An 18,382-nucleotide genomic window follows, 5' to 3' on the forward strand; every position below is an offset into this window, starting at 1 on the left:
TCAGCCGCGACAAGCATAAGAGGAGTTGCGTAGGGAGAACGCTTTTTTCTCCCGCAGCAGCTACACTTATGACTCGAGCGGTTAGGCCCTGAAGCTAGATTAACTAAAAAGCTGAGACGACTGTTCAGGCCCGAAAAGCATAAGACGAATACTCAGAGGGAGACGTTCTTCCCTCCCGCAGAGTATTTGCTTATGACTTGAGGGACTAGGAGTCGAAGCTGGATTAACTAAAAATCCAAAAACGGGTATATTAAGGAACAAAGACTAAAATCGTCACGTCCTGTGGCAACATCTTCATGACCTACATCTTTTAGGCCTCCGAAGCATAAGAGGAGGCACCGTAGGGAGCTTATTAGGGATTAAAGGCTTAAGTACACTACTTCGTGCGGCAACGCCTTTATGACCTGCAGAAATGAATAATAGGAGGTGCTATATATGGGGAGAGAAATAAAGTTTGATGACGATAAGCATGAACTGATTTTAACTCTTACAGGTTTAACAACTTTTTTTGCTTTAAAACGAAAGATTCAAATGCCCTACCCTCTAATAAAAAATGTTTTAGTAGATTATTTCGACGCTCCTACACGGATGATACGGATGCCTGGTTCTTCTATTTCATTCTTAAATATTTATGAAGGAAGTTATAAATATCAGAATGAATGGTATTTTCTTTCATACAGCGGTAGGATACCGTTGGTCATCATAGAATTGCAAGGACATAAAAAGTATAGATATATTATTTTCCAATGTGAAAATCCCACAAAAACCGCATCCGAGATTCGAACACATTTAAGAGATATTGACTGACATGATACATCCTTTTTGAAATGGCTACGATTACCTCTTTGTATTTCCACTCTTCAAATTATCTGGATTTCCCTTAAAAGTAACAATCAAAAAAGCTGCCAAACACGGCAGCTTTAAAAGTATTTTTATTTGGTTAACTAGCTTTGTCATTCTTTATAAGTTTTTCTACCTTTGTCGGTTTCCATCCTTCACCATCAACCCATTCGATATATACACGATACGTGCTTGATCCATCTTTAGGTGATACAGTACCAATTGCCTTATTCGGTTCACCGCCATTTTGTAAATACCATAAGGTCATATTACTTTGTTCTATGCCAGCTCCATAGGCAATGGCTTGCTCCATTTCATTCCAATCAGTGGAACCTTTCTCGTATTGTGTAACATGCTCTCCACTTTGTTCCGTACCTACTGGCTTCCATGAAGGATCAGAATACGCTTCTTCCACATTTCCATCAGAAGCTGTTTCTTCAACTTTCTCAGACTCTACTGCATCTTCAGATTCAGAGGAATCTTGATCAGCGTTTTGGTCTTGATCTTGGCCCTCTTCGTCCTCATTCTCAGATGCTTGCTCATCTTCATTCATTGCAGTTTCTTCTTTGTCAGCTTCCTCTTTGTCAGCTTCGTCTTCTTTATTGGTTGCCGATTGATTACTTTCAGGATTGGTATCAGCCTTCTGACTTGCCGGTTCATCATTATTACCTAAAAATATAGTAGCTCCCACAACGACAATAAGGAGAACGACAACTGTAATCAGTATATTGTAGACTTTGTTTACCTTTTTATCCTGACGTTTATCCATACGCGAAGGATATTTATCTTGCCTATCCATATACACTTCCTCCTCAAATTTATAATAAAGATTATTTTAACATGGATAGGTAATCACTAAAAGTTATTCAATTTTTCGTCATATTTTTTATTCCAGGCCTCTTTTTTGATTAATTGCATGTATCCCATTGACCATTTGTAAGTATAAAGGAGTTACCGCACCCGACTTGCTCGCTGTATCCAGATTTACAATCACCATCGCATATTTAGGTTTTTGAAAAGGAAAATAACCTGCAAACCATTTATTGTACATCTGTTTTGTTTTATCTTCCTTGGCCCCAATTTCTGCTGTTCCTGACTTACCAGCAACATCGTACTTGGCTGTATGTAGATTACCCGCAGTGGCATATTTCCCTGTTGTTGTTACTACTCCTCTTAATAATTGCTGTAGCTTGCTGGCTGTTATTTTTGAAATGGCTTTACCTTCTATAGGCTGCTCTTTGAAGGTGGCAATGGTTAATCCGTCATCATCGACCGCTTTAGTGGCAGCTCTAGCCATCATTCTTTCACCGCCTCTGGCAATCGTGGCCATCATATTGGCGATGGCAAGCGGAGTTACTTTTACATTTAGTTGACCAATCGATGTATTCGCCACAAAATTCTCATCCTTCTTCATGGAGGATTCTGTCCATATGACCCCAGATTTTTCTTCCGGCAGTTGTTTAATGAGAGATGTATGGAATACACTTCCATTCCACCCAATTGGTTGAATTAAGCCAAGCCGCTCAGCATACTCTTCAATAAGATTCGGATTTTTATCTGCCAATTCCTTTCCCAGAACTCCAAAAACTTGGTTGCTGCTTAATGCAAACCCTCGCTTAAAATCAACCATTCCTAGCAATCTTCCTGTATTTTTATCAACAGGTCGCCCTAAATGATCCAAATTACCGTTAAATTCTCTTCCATTCAGGTTTAGGCCTTCTTCTATGGCAGCAGCTGCTATAACCGTTTTAAATACGGAACCAGGAGTCTGTGGAGTAATCATTTGATTATGGTTACCCTCATTGTTTACATCTTTATTTACAAGCGGTGTGGAAAACATAGTCAGAATATCATTAGTCTCAACATCTAAAATGATGATTCCGCCTTTTTTCAGCCCACTATCATCAGCAACTTGTTCTGCAAGTTTTTGATAGTCCTGATCCAAAGTAGTCTGTATATTAATTCTTTCACCAGATTGACCTTCGTCCAAATAACGGATATCCACTCCAAACATTGGCAGTCCATTGGCTGCTTTGTGATAAACTAGTTTTTTACTGCCATTACCCTGCAGGAAGATCTGAAAGGCTTTTTGCAATCCTGTTTTCCCTACTTTTGTTTGATAATCAACCGGTGTATAGCCTATTTTATTAGCTTCATCTATTTCATTCTTATTTAATGTCAGGGACCCTAGAAGATGGCTTGCTGAAGGATTTGCTATAACCTCTCTCTTCTTTACACCTATAATACCTGGAATATGAAGATTGTTAATTTGCGCAATTTGGCTATCTGTTAATTCTGTTATACCTTTATTTTCATAAATAAATGGTTCCTCTTCACTCTTTAGCCTTTGTAGTAGTATTTCTTTCTCTATCTCAAGAATGTCTGCCACTTTATCTGCAGGCCAATCTAAATGTTTAACAAATGGAAAGAGTACTAACACCGATTTGTCCTGATAGGATATCGACTTACCTTCTCTATCAAGAAATCCACCTCTCCCATCATCCAAAGTGATTTCGTCAATTCTTTGTCTCACACTATTCTCTAATAAATTTACCCGGTGTTTGGAATATTCCTTTGGCTTCACTATCTGTATATGTACCAGCTTGGCTATTAATAAAGTAAACAGCAATAGAAAAATAATTCCTGTCCCCAATATTCTTTTTTTCATTTAACACACCCCTTACTGTTACCAGTTTCGACGGGGCTTGCCTATTTCAAACTATAATTGAACAAATAAAAAAGGCACCTAAAATAGGCGCCTTGCTGGTTCTTTCTTAAATTTCAAATTATTGAACGGATACGATTACGACTTCCATATCTCCACCTGGAGTAGAAACCGTTACTTCATCACCTGGTTTTTTTCCCATTAAACTGCGGGCAATAGGAGAATCATTTGAAATTTTATACTCAAATGGGTCAGCTTCTGCAGAACCGACAATTATATAAGTTTCTTCTTCACCATCAGGTAATTCTTTAAATGTTACGGATTTTCCTAATGTAACCGTTCCATCCTGAGATGCACCTGACTCAATAATTTGTGCATTTCTAATCATATTTTCAAGTGTAGTGATTCTTCCTTCAACAAATGCTTGTTCTTCTTTAGCAGAGTCATACTCAGAGTTTTCGGATAAGTCACCGAAACTGCGTGCAATTTTAATTCGTTCTACAACTTCTTTACGTTTAACCGTTTTTAAAAGTTCTAATTCTTTCTCTAATTTTTCTTTTCCCTCTTTAGTCATTGGGAATACTTTTTCAGTAGCCAAAAAATTTCACTCCTTCTGTACTTTCACCATGCAGCACCAACCGCTCCATGTGATCATGTGTATATATATGCACTTAATAACTATGTATATACCTTTATTGGTATAGGAATTGCGCGTTCTCAATCGAACGCGCAATTTACACTCATTGTTAGCTTAATTTCTTTTTATCGATTTGTCTATTAATTTTATCAAAATTTTTTCAAAAATGAGTAACTTTTTTGTTATTTTTATGGAAATTGGTGTAAAAACAAAATATTCCTATAAAAGGGATTTTTGCTCCAAAATCGTTTGGATTTTAGTACCAATTACATCAATAGCCACGTAATTGTGTCCGCCTTCAGGAATAATAATATCCGCATAGCGCTTAGTAGGCTCAATAAATTGGTTATGCATAGGACGTACCACAGATGTGTATTGTTCAATGACTGAATCAATTGAACGGCCCCGTTCTTTTATATCACGCATTAAACGACGTATTATACGAAGATCTGCATCGGTATCAACAAATAGTTTAATATCCATTATATCGCGTAATCTCTCATCTTCAAGTACCAAGATTCCCTCGAGAATAATAACGTCCTTAGGTTCAACAGGAATTACATCCTCAGAGCGTGTATGCATAGCATAATCATAAACCGGCTTTTCAATTGCTTCATAACGAAGCAATTTGTTGATATGCTCCAGCAATAGATCATTATCAAAAGCCAATGGATGATCATAGTTTGTCTTTAGTCGTTCCTCAAAAGGAAGATGGCTTTGATCCTTATAATAATAATCTTGTTCTAGAATCATGATGGAATGACCCTTGAATTTTTCATAGATTGCTTTTGTTACACTCGTTTTCCCTGAACCCGAGCCACCTGCAACCCCAATTACAATTGGCTTAGTCATTTTTAGTTGTTCTCCTTCCTCATCATATCATATGGATGAACCGGTTGATCGACTTTTAAGCGGACAGTCATAAGCGGATGTCTTGCAGCATCTAATTCATTGCCGTCCTCATCCCAGATTGTTCCGACTGTTTGCGTAAAGTTTTCGATATTAGGTCCGAAAAATTCAATTTCGTCTCCCGGTTTAAAGTAATTTCTTTGCTGTAACGTGACTATAGATGTATTTTCATCATACGATAAGACAAGCCCGGCAAAGTCATGCGTTGTTTTGTTATTATGATTGCCAAACATTTGCTCCTTATGGCTTGGTACACCTTCAAAGAATGCGGGAGCTGTTTCCCGATTCGCACACTTATTGAGCTCTGTAATCCATTCCTCTTTGAAAACAAAATTGTCCGGATCCGCACAATAAGTATCTATAACCTTGCGATAAACACTGACAACTGTTGCAATATAATGAATGGATTTCATACGGCCTTCGATTTTTAAGCTGTCGATTCCCATCTCTATCATAGTTGGGATGGATTCAACCAGTTTCAAATCTTTAGGACTCATCGCAAACGGTTGGTCTTCATCTTCAAATAATGGTTTTTCACCATCTTCCGTATTAGCGAATAAATGATAATCCCATCTGCATGATTGGCAGCAGCCGCCTCGATTAGAATCACGGGCTGTCATATGGTTAGATAGCGTGCAGCGCCCTGAATAAGCAATACACATCGCCCCATGAATAAAGGTTTCAATTTCAATATCAACCTTTTCTTTCATTAGCTTGATTTCTTCTCCACTCGTCTCACGTGCCAAAACAACACGATCCAGCCCTTCTTCTTTCCAAAACTGTACAGCTTTCCAGTTTGATAAGGATTGCTGTGTACTTAAGTGGATTTCCAGCTTTGGAGCAGCCTTTTTACAGGTCTCAATTATTAACGGGTCAGCTACTATAATACCTGTTACTCCAGCTTCTTCAATCCCTTTTAAATACTCCGGAAGTCCATCGATGTTCTCATTATGAGCAAAAATATTAGTGGTCACATATATTTTAGCGCCGTATTGTTTAGCAAACTCCACGCCTTCTTTCATTTCTGCCAATGAAAAATTTCCGGCATTGGAGCGCAATCCATATTCCTGACCGCCAATAAATACGGCGTCGGCACCATAACGGACAGCGATTTTTAATTTTTCCAGGTTACCGGCAGGAGCCAGTAATTCCGGTTTTTTTACAATAACGCGTTTTCCGTCAATAATCTCGGAAATTTTATTTTCTGACACGGACATTCGGTCATCCTCCATTCCCTGTTAATAAACAGTCTCCTTGAAAAAGAAGCCTGTATCCAGCGATCTGTTTGCCGGTTGAATTTCTTCAGCTTTCTGCAGCAGTTCTTCCTTCTTATCTTCGTATAGATCCGGATTCTCTGCATATAAATCAATTGCCTCGCGATACAATTTGGTTACTTCAATAAGATAGTCAGAATCCTTTAAGATTCCATCAATTTTAAAGGAGTCTACCCCAGCATCGAGCATTTCTGCCAATTCATCAATAATGCAAATATCATTCGGACTCATAATATGAGTGCCGTTTTCATCTTCAAAGATTGGGTATTTAGCGTTACGCTCAGGATCGTGCAGGAATAAGCTTTTTTGATCCTCCAGGCTATCCACTTTCATATTGCGGCCTTGGTAATTAAAGTAATTCCCGATAAGCGTCCGTTTTGACTGAAACATGGCTGTCATTCCATGCACCTGTACTTCAATCTCGACTTTGGCATGTTCTTTAATTTCAATGATAGCGTCCATATTAATTTCCCGGGCAAGGACTGCACGCTTAGCTCCTTTTGTTCCCCAGTAATTACACGTGAACCAGTTGGTCGCTGTTGTTTCTGTATTCCAATGCAGTGGCAGGTTCGGAGCTGCTTCACGAGCAGCCATCAAAACAGCTGGATCTCCAAAGATGACAGCATCAGCTTGATTGGCATCTAAGAAACGCAAATAATCGGACAGCTCGTCCACTTTCTCATTATGGAAGATGGCATTCATAGCCACATATACTTTCTTTCCTTTTGAATGGGCTAGCTGGATTGCTTCTTTAACAGCCTCTCTGTTAAATTCTCCAGCCAGTCTCAGTCCATAACGTTGTTCCCCTATAACAAATGCATCTGCACCTGCATCAATTAATGGGATGATATCTTCAACCTTAGTAGGTGTTAGTAATAGCTCAGGGGTTTTCATGCCTTTTCACCTCGTTTAATACTGATAGCCAAACCATCCCCGACAGGGATAATGACAGTATCAAAGTTTTCCTTATTCATGAGCCATTCATTATAGCCTTTTATTTTATTAACTAAATTTTTTGTTCGTTTAGATTCAATCTCTTCCTGTTCAAGAGCCACCAAGCCTTTAAAGAGAACATTATCGGAAAGGATAATTCCTCCCTCTGCCAAAGACTTTTCATATATTTCAAAGAAACGTTTATATTGTCCTTTAGCTGCGTCGATAAATATACAATCAAAAGGTCCTTCTGGAGAGACAGCTGATTCTGTCTCAAGGGCGTCACCTTTTATAATCTTTATTCTACTCTTCATGTCCGCTCTTTCAATAAAATGATGAGCTTTTTCAATACGTTCCTCATCTCTTTCAATTGTCAGTATTGAAGCTTCTGGCAGCGTATACGCCATTCGTAAAGCAGAATAACCAATTGCTGTTCCAATTTCTAAAATTTTTCGCGGCTTTTGGATTTTTAGAATCTGTAACATAGACTCCATACCGGTTAATTCCATAATCGGAACACCATTTTCCCTTGCATACTCTTCCATTTCACTTAATAAATCATTTCGGGAAGGTACAAGAGTCTGTAAATAGTGATCAAGATTCTTATTCATCCTTATTCCTCCAAACCCTGTACTTTGCTTAATTCAAAAAAATGAGAAAGCCAGGTGGCTTTCTTTAAATACATACACTATTTTTATGCACTTCGAATATTTTAGCATATTTAGGGGAAAGAAGCGAAACGTTTCTTCTCTTCCATAGTTCCCCTCCAAATGCTTAATTATTCGTTATATGTTTTGCCTTATCTTTATTATGTTCTTCTAATGTTTTATTAAAGATGACTTCTCCCGATTTAGTAGCAAGGAAATATAGGTCATCAATATCTGCAGGGTTTAATGCCGCCTGAATAGAGGTTTCACCTGCATTGGCAATTGGTCCAGGGGTTAACCCCTTATGTCGATAAAGATTATATGGTGAGTCGACTTCTAAGTCTTTGTATGTCACCCGATCTTTATGCTCTCCCAATGCGTACAGAACAGTTGGATCAGTTTGCAATCGCATATCCTTCTCCATCCTGTTTTTAAACACAGCAGATATTTTATCCCTATCCACCTTCTCAGTTGCTTCTTCTTCAATTAAGGATGCCATTGTTAATAGTGTATGCGGTGTCCATTTATCCTTGGACATTTCATCCTTATACTTCGCTAAGATTTCGTTGGTTTTTTTTACCATATCGCTAACAATTGACTCTATTGTTGGATCTTCCTCATAAAATGAATACGTTGCTGGATATAAATATCCTTCCAATGGATATCTGACATTCTCGGCAAGAATATCATCAGTTAATAAATCAGGATACTTATTCATCATTTCTTTAATAAATCCATTTTTATTTATAACGGCTAAGACATCTTTTGACTTTTTGCCTGTTTTCTTGGCAATAATTTCTGAAATTTGTTCCAGATCTCTTCCTTCCGGAATAGTAATTCGATAGGTCTCAGCTACAATTCCATTTTTGATTTGATCGATGATTTCCTGAATTGTCATAGATGGTGATAAATTATAGGTTCCAGCCTGGAAACCAGATTCATTTTTAAACTTGACATAGTATTTAAATACTTTCGCGTTTTTAACGACTCCATTATCCTCTAATGTTTGAGAAATCAAACTAATTCCTGAACCACGAGGGATTTCCACCTTGATTGCATCTTTATTATCTGGGTCAACAGGTTTTAATGCGGAGGAGATATACAAATACCCACCAAGTCCAACAAGCGTCATGACAAGGATGACAGCAACTAACGAAACAGTAACAATTTTCCGTACCACTCTAGCTTCACTCTGTCTTTCAAGTAGCTTTATTTTCATTTGCTCTTTCTTCCAATTTTTATCATTATCCAAAAGTGATGCCCCCCTAAGGCATTTTATTACAAGCCCTCTTTATTTATTGCAAACATTAGCGGAATCTGTCAATGATTATCATAAAACTTTTTCTTAAACCGCTTGATTATATAATAAATTTCATGAATTGACCATTACTTTTTTATAACATGCTCTATTTTTCGGAGAATTTACCTAAAATCTCTTGAATAATCATCCTTTCACCATTCCTTGTAAAACCATTTCATCATTATTCCACAATACTTAAATCTACACATAAAAAAACTCCCCCGATAAAACCGGGAGAGCTATATTTTCAGTTTATTCTTCTTCGTCGAAGAATGTATTAATGACTTCTTCAACTAGAGCCCATTCTTCATCATCTTCTATATCATTTAATGTTCCGACTTCACCTGTTTCATCAGGAATATAAGAAGCTACATGGATGAGGTCTTCATCTTCTTCGCCTTCGTTTCCTACTGGTGCAAATACAACGTATTGCTTATCATAATCATCCAATTCGAACGTAAGTAATATTTCGTGTAACTGCTCGTTACCATCTTCATCAACAATTGTTATCATATTTTCTTCCATGTCTGATCACCTCTAAATTATTTGCCGCCACTATCTAAATATCCTTGCAGAATTAAGACAGCGGCCATTTTATCTATAACTTTTTTGCGTTTTTTACGGCTTACATCTGCATCTAATAAAACCCGTTCTGCGGCCATTGTGGTTAAACGTTCATCCCACAAAACGACCGGAACCTTATATCGTTTTTCAAGCTTTGAAGCATAATACTGACTTGCCTCGCCTCGCGGACCTACAGTTCCATTCATATTTTTCGGCAAACCTACGACAAATTTATCGACTTTATAAGGTTTAAGGATTTCATCTAAACGTTTCAGGCCAAGCTGATTTTTTTCTTCGTCAATTGCTATGGTTTCCAAACCTTGAGCAGTCCAGCCCATTTCATCACTGATGGCGACTCCCACAGTTTTACTACCCACATCAAGACCTACAATTCGCATATTATCCCTCTCGTTGCTGCTCTAAATAAGATTTGACCAGAACTTCTATAATCTCATCTCTTTCAAGCTTTCTAATAAGATTTCGTGCATCATTATGACGCGGAATATAAGCAGGGTCTCCTGACAAAAGATAACCTACAATCTGGTTAATAGGATTGTAACCTTTTTCATTTAGAGCATTATAGACTTCCATTAAAACATGGCTAACGTCATGCTCAAAAGAATCCTCCGGGAAATTAAATTTCATTGTTTTATCAAATGAACTCATTCCAACGCACCCCGCTTTCATTCAAAAAGCTATATTTCCATTGTTCCTCTTATTGTACACTACTTAAACCTAATAATAAAATTCGAATGATAGTTTTGGCTAGTCAATACTATCCATGCCAAAATGATTAGATTCAAAAAGAAGGGGGGCAAATCCTTTGCCCCGTTTTTATTTGTTAACCAAATCTTTTACCAGTTCAAGTGCTGCTTCTAAATCAGCAGGGTTCTTACCGCCGGCCTGAGCCATATCAGGACGTCCACCTCCGCCACCACCGCAGCGTGCCGCTACCTCTTTAATGATTTTACCGGCATGGTATCCTTGGTCTATTAAATCTTTTGTAACTGCAGCAATTAAGTTTACTTTTTCTCCTTGCGCACTTCCAAGGACAATGATGGAGGACCCTAGCTTTTGCTTTAAGTCATCAGCCATATTTCTTAAATTATTCATATCCTGAGCCTCTACCTTCGCTGATAAAACCGTTACACCATTAATTGTTTCAGCTTTGGATTGAATATTTCCTGCCTCGATATTGGAAAGCTTGGCTGCTAATGATTCATTTTCTTTTTGTGCGTCTTTTAATTCGCCTAATAGGGAATCAATTTTAACAGGCAAATCTTTTGGATTAGCTTTAACTTTAGCTGCTGCTTGGCGAAGAACACCAATTTGTTCTTTTAATTGAAGATACGCAGATTCGCCCGTTACTGCTTCAATCCTTCTGGTACCAGCCCCTATTCCACCTTCAGAGACAATTTTGAACAGCCCGATAGCAGAAGTATTAGGAACGTGGCAGCCACCGCAGAGCTCAAGGCTATAATCTCCCACTTGGACAACACGTACGATATCGCCATATTTTTCACCGAATAGAGCCATTGCCCCCATTGCTTTTGCTTCTTCAATCTGTTTATTTTCAATCGTTACATCAATACTCTTCCAAATTTTATCATTCACGATTTGCTCAACCTGTTCTAGCTCTTCTTCTGTAACTTGTCCAAAATGAGAAAAGTCAAAACGAAGTCGGTCCGGTCTTACTAAAGAACCCGCTTGGTTGACATGCGTGCCCAGTACATCCTTTAATGCTTGATGCAGTAAATGAGTTGCCGTATGGTTTTTAATGATTTTACGGCGATTTGCTTCATCTACAACCGCTTTCCCATACGCACCTTCCTTCAGTAATCCATATTCTACGATAACTGTATGCAGGTTTTGGCCATTTGGAGCTTTTTGAACATCCTTCACGAATACTCGTAGGTCTTCAGATTCAAAGAATCCTTTGTCCGCAATTTGTCCGCCGCTTTCAGCATAGAAAGGTGTTTGGTCAAAAATGATTTGAACTTCTTCTCCCGCCATGGCATCGTCCGCTTTTTCACCATTTTTAATGATTACTTCCACTGTTGCCGGGCATTCAAGGGTTTCATATCCAACAAATTTACTTTGTACTTTTATGTCACCTAAAATACCGCTTTGTACTTGCATGGAGTCTACATCCTGGCGAGCAGCACGTGCACGTGTCCGCTGAGCTTCCATCTCTCTTTCGAAACCTTTACGGTCGATTTTCATGCCTTCATCTTCAGCATACTCTTCTGTTAATTCAACTGGGAATCCATAGGTATCATAGAGACGGAATACATCAAATCCGTTTACTATATCGCTGCCCCTTTTCTTCTCAGCCTCAATAACTTCCGCAAGTATAGCTAACCCGTCATGAAGAGTTTCATGAAAACGCTCCTCTTCATTACGAACAACCTTCGCTATGAAGTCCTGTTTCTGTTTAACTTCTGGATAATAATCTACCATGATATCCGCCACAACTGGAACCAATTCATACATAAATGGCTTATTGATACCAATTTTCTTAGCAAAACGAACAGCTCTGCGCAGCAATCTGCGTAAAACATATCCGCGTCCTTCATTGGAAGGAAGTGCTCCATCACCTATTGCAAACGCAACCGTACGGATATGGTCAGCAATAACACGAAATGCTACATCTTTATCCGCACTTGTTCTATATTGTTGACCTGAAATTTCTTCAGTTTTATGGATAATCGGCAGGAATAAATCCGTATCAAAGTTCGTGTCACCATTTTGGAAAATGGATGCCATCCGCTCTAATCCCATCCCTGTATCAATATTTTTCTTCGGTAATTCAGGATACTCACTGCGCGGTATTTCTGGATTTGCATTAAATTGAGACAATACGATATTCCAGATCTCAATATAACGATCATTTTCGATATCTTCTTCAATTAAACGAATGCCGATATCTTCAGGATCAAATTTTGTACCGCGGTCAAAGAAAATTTCAGTATCAGGTCCGGATGGGCCTTCACCAATTTCCCAGAAATTGTCCTCAAGCGGAATTAAGTGACTATCCGGTACGCCTAAGCTTTTCCATACCTTAAGGGTATCAGTATCTGCTGGATAGTATGTGATATAAAGCTTGTCTTTTGGCATAGCAAACCAGCGTTCATCTGTTAATAGCTCCCATCCCCATTTGATTGCTTCCTCTCTGAAATATTCTCCAATAGAGAAGTTACCCAGCATTTCAAAGAAAGTATGGTGTCGAGCTGTTTTTCCAACATTTTCAATATCGTTTGTTCTAATCGATTTTTGGGCATTCGTAATCCTTGGATTTTCAGGAATAACTCGTCCATCAAAATATTTTTTTAATGTTGCAACTCCGGAATTAATCCATAACAGTGTCGGATCTTCCACCGGTACTAACGATGCACTCGGTTCAATTCTGTGACCTTTTTCCTGAAAGAAATCTAAAAACATTTGGCGAATTTCTGCCCCAGTCATGTACTTCATAAGATTGAATCCTCCTTTTTTATACACAAAAAAGCCCTCATCCCTAAAAACAGGGACGAGAGCTTGACTCGCGGTACCACCCTGATTACGAAACATCTAAAAAGTTTCGTCACCTCAGAAACCTTAACGCGGTTTAAACGGCGGGTTTTTGCCCGCACTCCGGACTAGCTTTCTGTCTCTCTTCTTCCAAAGTCTCTTTCAGCCATGGAGACTTCTCTCTTTCATGTAAATAGGATTTACATTCGGAAGGGCTTAAACATACTCGGTCCATCAACATATTTCAATATATTCCGTTATAAGTTGGATTATAGTCATAAGTGTTTTCTTTGTCAATGTTTCAGGAATTGTTTAAGGGTTATTCCTTAATATTTTACTATGAGTAATAGCAACCTTCAAAAAGGCTAAAATAGGGACAGCAAGAATCAGGCCTAGTATTCCGCTAATCTCACCACCGACAAGCAAAGCAAAAATGATAATAAGCGGGTGCAGCTTTAACGTTTTCCCCATGATAATTGGTGAAAGGACATTCCCCTCCAGAAATTGAATCACAATAATGATAATGGCCACCTTGATGACCATGCCCGTTGACATAGTGATCGCTACGAGCAATGCCGGAACCGCTCCAATCAGAGGTCCGAAATAGGGAATAATATTCGTTACCCCAATAAAAAGGCTCAGCAATAAAGGATACTTCATACCAAATAACCAGAAAAGTATAGCGGCAAAGGATCCCACAATCGTACAGACCAAGAGCTGTCCGCGAAGATATCCGCCCAAAGAATGGTCGATATCCTTCAAGAACTTTTTCGTTGTGTCTCTGCTTTTTTTAGGAAATAATCTTAAACCAAAATCAATAATCTTTTCAGCATCCTTCAGTAAATAAAAGGATATGAGAGGGATGAGTAACACAAAGATGAAAAAATCCGACAGCCCACTTAGCGCTTCTATTAATACAGTTATAGAAGAACTCAGTTTCATTTCTATAGAGCTGATGATTTGCTCCAAACGATCATGCAGACCAAACGGCCAGCTTGAGGTTTGTGAATGAAAACGAGCTATGTAACCTCGATATAACTCTGCCATTTCTGGTGCTCTTTCTGCAACATCAATCATTTGGTTAATGAATACTGGAATTCCTTTATACAATCCATAGCCGACTGCCCCAAAAAACACCAGATAAATCAAACCGATTGCCAAACCTCTATGCAAACCTTTCTGATGAACTTTTTCCACCAGGGGATGAAGGAGGTAACTAATAAGAGCGGCTCCAATAAATGGTGATAATGCAGTTAGAAAAACCTGTATAACAGGAAACCATATTGGTCTGAGCAAGTAAAACACAAATAATACGATAAATAATAATAATAGAAATCCAAGTCGATAAAACCACTTTATCTGTATGTTCAAAAATCCCACCTCTGTACTATTTTCTTTATGTTAAAAGAAAATATGTATGGGGATTCTGCAGGCATACACTAAAAAAGGTTTAAAAGGCAGAGAATCTACCTTTTAAACCCTTAACTTCCAATCAAAATGACTTCATGATTGTTCGTTTAATCTTTCTCATATTACGGCCGGATAGCATTCCATTATTGGACATACTCCGATAGATCGCCATTCCCGCTCCTAAGGTTATTAACGACGAAACCATTTTATTCATAGCAACTCACCTCATAATTTAGGAAGTACGAATCAAAGACTCATCTGTCGGTCTTCTTCGCTAAACAAATCATCTAAAGAACTTAACACTCCATCCTCCTCCACCTGATGGACATGCATAATTCCTTTTTGGATAGATAATTCCACAAAACAATTCCAGCAATAATATTGATTCACGCCAATCTTGCCGATATCTTTGCTGGAGCAATTCGGACATTTCATAGCAATCACCTCATAAAAAAATATCTCTGTAATTGCCAGTTTGTCCATTGTATGCAGAATTCATTCAGCTTAAAGACCGACATTTGTATTTTAACCGCGTATCATAAAATCATAAGGCGTAATGTTTTCCATCCCAATCATTGGATCTGTTTGGAATATTTTTTGCTCATACGTCAAGCCGTCTTCATTGGAACTTTCATTTTCAGTAACTGGATTTTCAGGTTTGGAGATAAGTTCCTTATCACGGAACCCTTCCTGCAGTTTTTCAAGTAGAGTTGTTCGCCGTTCCTCCTCACCACTGCGACCGACGCCGTATCGTAAGGCTTCCTCTTCACCGCATACAATCAGGAACTGTTTGCTCCTTGTTATAGCCGTGTAAATTAAGTTCCTCCTTAGCATGCGGTGATAGCTCTTAACAACTGGCAATATGACGATTGGGAATTCACTTCCCTGGGATTTATGAATGGAACAACAATAAGCATGAGTTATTTGATTGAGCTCCTGGCGTGTATACTTCGCTTCAATGCCATCAAATGAAACAAAAATCTGATCCTGCTTATCTTCATTTTCCTTTGCATAGATAATCGCAATAATTTCACCCATATCACCATTGTAAATCCCATTTTCAGGCTGATTCACTAATTGGAGAACCTTATCTCCAACCCGATAAACCACATCCCCAAAAGTCAATTCCCTTTTCTTCTTATCGCGATTATCATTAAGAATGCCCTGCAGGAGGACATTGAGGGAATCAATTCCGGCACTCCCTCTGTACATTGGAGCCAAAACCTGAATATCACGGGCTGGGAACCCTTTTTGGCGGGCATTGGTTACAACCTGCCTAATCACATCTGCTACTTGATTAGTGGAACAAGAGAAAAATGAACGATCGCCCTGCGGTTTCCGAATATCTGGCGGCAGCTGTCCGTTTTTTATCGCATGCGCGAGCTGAATAATGGAAGAACCATCTTCCTGTCTGAATATCGATTCCAGACGGGTTACAGGAATAACGGAAGAGGCAAGTAAATCCTTCAATACCTGACCTGGTCCAACTGAAGGCAACTGATCCTCATCACCAACGAGGATGACTTGCATATCATTCGGCAATGCTTTAAAAAGCTGATTGGCCAGCCAAATGTCTACCATAGACATCTCATCTACAATTAAAAGCCTTCCGCTGATTGGATTATCTTCATCACGCTGAACATCCGACCCATTCCAGCCCAATAAACGGTGGATAGTTACGGCGGGAAGCCCTGTGGATTCCTTCATCCTTTTTGCCGCGCGTCCTGTTGGAGCTGCTAAAACAAATGGAAATGGATTTTCATTATTATAATCTTTTGGATTAAGGGACAAACCATGTAATTCTGAATATAATTCAACGATTCCTTTAATAACGGTTGTTTTACCGGTACCAGGACCTCCTGTCAGGATCAGCATCGGAGAATGTAAGGCTTTAAAGATTGCATCCTTTTGCTCCTCAGCGTACTCCATCCCAATTCGCTCTTCTAGTTTGCCTAGCTCCAATAAAAATTCAGATTCAGGAAATTGATCGGCATATGAGTCCTGAGACATAATCCGTTTAATATTCGTTACAATCCCTTTTTCAGAAAAGTAGAGGGACGGCATATAAAACCTTTTCTCTTCTCCAATGATTTTTCCCTCTTCACCGAGTTGGATAAGTGATTCCGTAATTTGCTCAAAAGTGATGGTCACATTTTGATTTTGTTCCAAGAGAGTTTTTACGCTGATCAACAGTTCCTCAGCCTCGGTATACGAATGCCCGTCCTGTACACAAGATCTGTCAAGTGTATAGAGAATCGCTGCCTTAATCCTGGATGGATGGCTTCCTCCAATGCCGAGCTGCAGTCCGATTTCATCTGCGCGAGTAAATCCAATTCCCTCAATCGTTTCGACTAGCTGGTATGGATTTTGCTCAATGATGGAAATCGTGTCCTCTTTATAAGCCTGATAAATTTTCATCGATAGCTGAGGTCCAAACCCCAGGCTGGATAAATTAATCATGATTTGCTCCAGGCCCTGATTGGCTGCCAGAGTATCATACAATTGCTTTGCCTTTTCACCGCTTAGCTTAGGAATTTGATCGAGCAATGATGGATTCGCTAAAATTTTGGAGATTGCCTTTTCGCCAAGTTTTTCGACAATCGATTCTGCAATCTTTTTACCAATCCCTTTAAAAAGAGATCCGGATAAATAAGCAATCACACCCTCCTTTGATTCAGGAACTTCACGCTGGAAGGTATCTACATGAAATTGAATCCCAAAACGGGGATGTTCTTTCATTTTCCCATAAAACGTGTATATTTCTTCCTCATGAATAGGGGGGAAATACCCGGTAATAACAGCTTCTTTTTCATCGTAATTCAAATTCGTTTCTTTCACTCTGATTCGTACAACCGAGTATAAATTTTGTTCATTATGAAAAATGGTAACCAAATGTGTTCCTTTGATGAAAGGTTTGTCATTGTCGGAGAAGACGAACGACTCTTGTTCCACAAGAAGCACCTCCCGTTTATAACAGTTCTTTCATTTGTTTTAACCCATTCAAAGCAAGGATGTGATCAGGCTGGATTTCAACCGCTTTTTCAAAATAAGCGATTGCTTTATCTGCATCTCCCTTAATCCCACCGTAGGCCACACCCAGGTTAAAATACGCATCTGCATGTGACTCATCAATTTCAAGCGTCTTATTCCATGCATCAATCGCCATATCATACATTTCAGCACCTGCCAAAGCCAGTCCATAATGGAACTGAGCTTCTGCATCCGACGGATTTAATTCAACACTTCTTTGGAAATAAGGTAATGCCAGCTTCGGCTGGTCTAAATGAAGCAGACATAATCCCAGCATAAACATCACATCTGCTGTTTCAATTCCTTTTTTGATAGCCAGCTCAAACTGGTCCTTCGCCTTCACTAAATCATCGAGCTCATAATAAATGCTGCCCAATCCATAATAGGCAGTCGCAGCTTCCGGATCCAGTTCAATAGCTCTTTCAAAAAATTTAATCGCACGTTGATTGTCGTTCATCGATGCCAATACATTGCCGAAATTGATAAACCCTACTGGGTCATTTGGATTTTCTTCAATCATTTCGGTGAATACTTTTGCAGCATCCTCCCATTTTCCTTGTTCCATATATTGAATACCTAATTTATTTTTATCCATACTATTCACTCCTACATTCCTAACTGAATGGAAATAGTATACCACAAAGTGATAGTCCGTTGTCCCAG

18 protein-coding genes are annotated in these 18,382 nt (G+C 38.9%); 1 reads left to right on the plus strand and 17 read right to left on the minus strand.

Translation table 11 applies throughout. From position 1 onward, the window contains the following. Window positions 1-435: 435 nt before the first annotated feature. Window positions 436-807 carry a hypothetical protein gene (locus tag A8L44_RS10555; protein WP_066105359.1) on the plus strand — a complete coding sequence of 124 codons (372 nt, stop codon included), beginning with the start codon at window positions 436-438 and terminating at the stop codon, window positions 805-807. Window positions 808-940: 133 nt separating this feature from the next. Here the strand turns inward: A8L44_RS10555 and A8L44_RS10560 are convergent, their stop codons facing one another. The 17 genes from A8L44_RS10560 to A8L44_RS10635 form a co-directional block, all read right to left on the minus strand. Next, window positions 941-1,639, minus strand: a complete 699-nt coding sequence (locus A8L44_RS10560; protein ID WP_066105366.1) for a YrrS family protein — start codon at window positions 1,637-1,639, stop codon at window positions 941-943. Window positions 1,640-1,726: 87 nt separating this feature from the next. Beyond that, the gene (locus A8L44_RS10565) at window positions 1,727-3,508 is read right to left on the minus strand and encodes a penicillin-binding transpeptidase domain-containing protein (protein ID WP_066105371.1); all 1,782 of its coding nucleotides are present in this window, start codon (window positions 3,506-3,508) and stop codon (window positions 1,727-1,729) included. A 118-nt stretch (window positions 3,509-3,626) separates the two neighbouring features. Beyond that, the gene (gene greA, locus A8L44_RS10570) at window positions 3,627-4,103 is read right to left on the minus strand and encodes a transcription elongation factor GreA (protein WP_066105374.1); all 477 of its coding nucleotides are present in this window, start codon (window positions 4,101-4,103) and stop codon (window positions 3,627-3,629) included. 258 nt (window positions 4,104-4,361) lie between these two features. Further along, window positions 4,362-4,994 (minus strand): uridine kinase, encoded by a 633-nt coding sequence (udk, locus tag A8L44_RS10575; protein WP_066105382.1) that lies wholly within the window; start codon window positions 4,992-4,994, stop codon window positions 4,362-4,364. A 2-nt stretch (window positions 4,995-4,996) separates the two neighbouring features. Further along, window positions 4,997-6,268 (minus strand): peptidase U32 family protein, encoded by a 1,272-nt coding sequence (locus A8L44_RS10580; protein WP_066105385.1) that lies wholly within the window; start codon window positions 6,266-6,268, stop codon window positions 4,997-4,999. 21 nt (window positions 6,269-6,289) lie between these two features. After that, the gene (locus tag A8L44_RS10585; protein WP_066105387.1) at window positions 6,290-7,219 is read right to left on the minus strand and encodes a peptidase U32 family protein; all 930 of its coding nucleotides are present in this window, start codon (window positions 7,217-7,219) and stop codon (window positions 6,290-6,292) included. Continuing rightward, window positions 7,216-7,869 (minus strand): O-methyltransferase, encoded by a 654-nt coding sequence (locus A8L44_RS10590; protein ID WP_066105391.1) that lies wholly within the window; start codon window positions 7,867-7,869, stop codon window positions 7,216-7,218. Before A8L44_RS10590 ends, A8L44_RS10585 begins: the two co-directional genes overlap by 4 nt. A gap of 163 nt (window positions 7,870-8,032) precedes the next feature. Further along, window positions 8,033-9,157, minus strand: coding sequence for an endolytic transglycosylase MltG (mltG, locus tag A8L44_RS10595; RefSeq protein ID WP_225983611.1), 1,125 nt, complete (start codon window positions 9,155-9,157; stop codon window positions 8,033-8,035). Window positions 9,158-9,457: 300 nt separating this feature from the next. Then, the gene (locus A8L44_RS10600) at window positions 9,458-9,730 is read right to left on the minus strand and encodes a DUF1292 domain-containing protein (RefSeq protein ID WP_066105394.1); all 273 of its coding nucleotides are present in this window, start codon (window positions 9,728-9,730) and stop codon (window positions 9,458-9,460) included. Window positions 9,731-9,747: 17 nt separating this feature from the next. Continuing rightward, on the minus strand, window positions 9,748-10,167 hold the full coding sequence (gene ruvX, locus A8L44_RS10605; protein ID WP_066105397.1) for a Holliday junction resolvase RuvX: 420 nt from the start codon (window positions 10,165-10,167) through the stop codon (window positions 9,748-9,750). A 1-nt stretch (window position 10,168) separates the two neighbouring features. Continuing rightward, the gene (locus tag A8L44_RS10610) at window positions 10,169-10,435 is read right to left on the minus strand and encodes an IreB family regulatory phosphoprotein (RefSeq protein WP_066105399.1); all 267 of its coding nucleotides are present in this window, start codon (window positions 10,433-10,435) and stop codon (window positions 10,169-10,171) included. Between the two features lie 168 nt (window positions 10,436-10,603). Then, complete coding sequence (alaS, locus tag A8L44_RS10615; RefSeq protein WP_066105403.1) at window positions 10,604-13,243, minus strand: alanine--tRNA ligase; 2,640 nt, start codon at window positions 13,241-13,243, stop codon at window positions 10,604-10,606. A gap of 348 nt (window positions 13,244-13,591) precedes the next feature. Beyond that, entirely contained in the window at window positions 13,592-14,659 is a 1,068-nt protein-coding gene (locus tag A8L44_RS10620; protein ID WP_306821560.1) for an AI-2E family transporter, read from the minus strand. 112 nt (window positions 14,660-14,771) lie between these two features. Then, on the minus strand, window positions 14,772-14,903 hold the full coding sequence (locus A8L44_RS18550) for a YrzQ family protein (protein WP_077248072.1): 132 nt from the start codon (window positions 14,901-14,903) through the stop codon (window positions 14,772-14,774). Between the two features lie 32 nt (window positions 14,904-14,935). Further along, window positions 14,936-15,124, minus strand: a complete 189-nt coding sequence (locus A8L44_RS10625; RefSeq protein WP_066105409.1) for a hypothetical protein — start codon at window positions 15,122-15,124, stop codon at window positions 14,936-14,938. A gap of 90 nt (window positions 15,125-15,214) precedes the next feature. Then, window positions 15,215-17,641, minus strand: a complete 2,427-nt coding sequence (recD2, locus tag A8L44_RS10630; RefSeq protein WP_225983612.1) for an SF1B family DNA helicase RecD2 — start codon at window positions 17,639-17,641, stop codon at window positions 15,215-15,217. Between the two features lie 16 nt (window positions 17,642-17,657). Continuing rightward, complete coding sequence (locus A8L44_RS10635; protein WP_066105415.1) at window positions 17,658-18,314, minus strand: tetratricopeptide repeat protein; 657 nt, start codon at window positions 18,312-18,314, stop codon at window positions 17,658-17,660. Window positions 18,315-18,382 lie beyond the last annotated feature (68 nt).

The sequence above is a fragment of the Bacillus sp. FJAT-27986 genome (genome assembly GCF_001685035.1).
Lineage (GTDB): Bacteria > Bacillota > Bacilli > Bacillales > Pradoshiaceae > Pradoshia.

What these genes read in the sequence shown, in the direction of transcription:
- A8L44_RS10555 (WP_066105359.1), top strand. Translation starts at nt 436, where the DNA reads ATGGGGAGAGAAATAAAGTTTGATGACGATAAGCATGAACTGATTTTA.
- A8L44_RS10560 (WP_066105366.1), bottom strand. Translation starts at nt 1,639, where the DNA reads ATGGATAGGCAAGATAAATATCCTTCGCGTATGGATAAACGTCAGGAT.
- A8L44_RS10565 (WP_066105371.1), bottom strand. Translation starts at nt 3,508, where the DNA reads ATGAAAAAAAGAATATTGGGGACAGGAATTATTTTTCTATTGCTGTTT.
- udk (WP_066105382.1), bottom strand. Translation starts at nt 4,994, where the DNA reads ATGACTAAGCCAATTGTAATTGGGGTTGCAGGTGGCTCGGGTTCAGGG.
- A8L44_RS10580 (WP_066105385.1), bottom strand. Translation starts at nt 6,268, where the DNA reads ATGTCCGTGTCAGAAAATAAAATTTCCGAGATTATTGACGGAAAACGC.
- A8L44_RS10585 (WP_066105387.1), bottom strand. Translation starts at nt 7,219, where the DNA reads ATGAAAACCCCTGAGCTATTACTAACACCTACTAAGGTTGAAGATATC.
- A8L44_RS10590 (WP_066105391.1), bottom strand. Translation starts at nt 7,869, where the DNA reads ATGAATAAGAATCTTGATCACTATTTACAGACTCTTGTACCTTCCCGA.
- A8L44_RS10600 (WP_066105394.1), bottom strand. Translation starts at nt 9,730, where the DNA reads ATGGAAGAAAATATGATAACAATTGTTGATGAAGATGGTAACGAGCAG.
- ruvX (WP_066105397.1), bottom strand. Translation starts at nt 10,167, where the DNA reads ATGCGAATTGTAGGTCTTGATGTGGGTAGTAAAACTGTGGGAGTCGCC.
- A8L44_RS10610 (WP_066105399.1), bottom strand. Translation starts at nt 10,435, where the DNA reads ATGAGTTCATTTGATAAAACAATGAAATTTAATTTCCCGGAGGATTCT.
- alaS (WP_066105403.1), bottom strand. Translation starts at nt 13,243, where the DNA reads ATGAAGTACATGACTGGGGCAGAAATTCGCCAAATGTTTTTAGATTTC.
- A8L44_RS18550 (WP_077248072.1), bottom strand. Translation starts at nt 14,903, where the DNA reads ATGAATAAAATGGTTTCGTCGTTAATAACCTTAGGAGCGGGAATGGCG.
- A8L44_RS10625 (WP_066105409.1), bottom strand. Translation starts at nt 15,124, where the DNA reads ATGAAATGTCCGAATTGCTCCAGCAAAGATATCGGCAAGATTGGCGTG.
- A8L44_RS10635 (WP_066105415.1), bottom strand. Translation starts at nt 18,314, where the DNA reads ATGGATAAAAATAAATTAGGTATTCAATATATGGAACAAGGAAAATGG.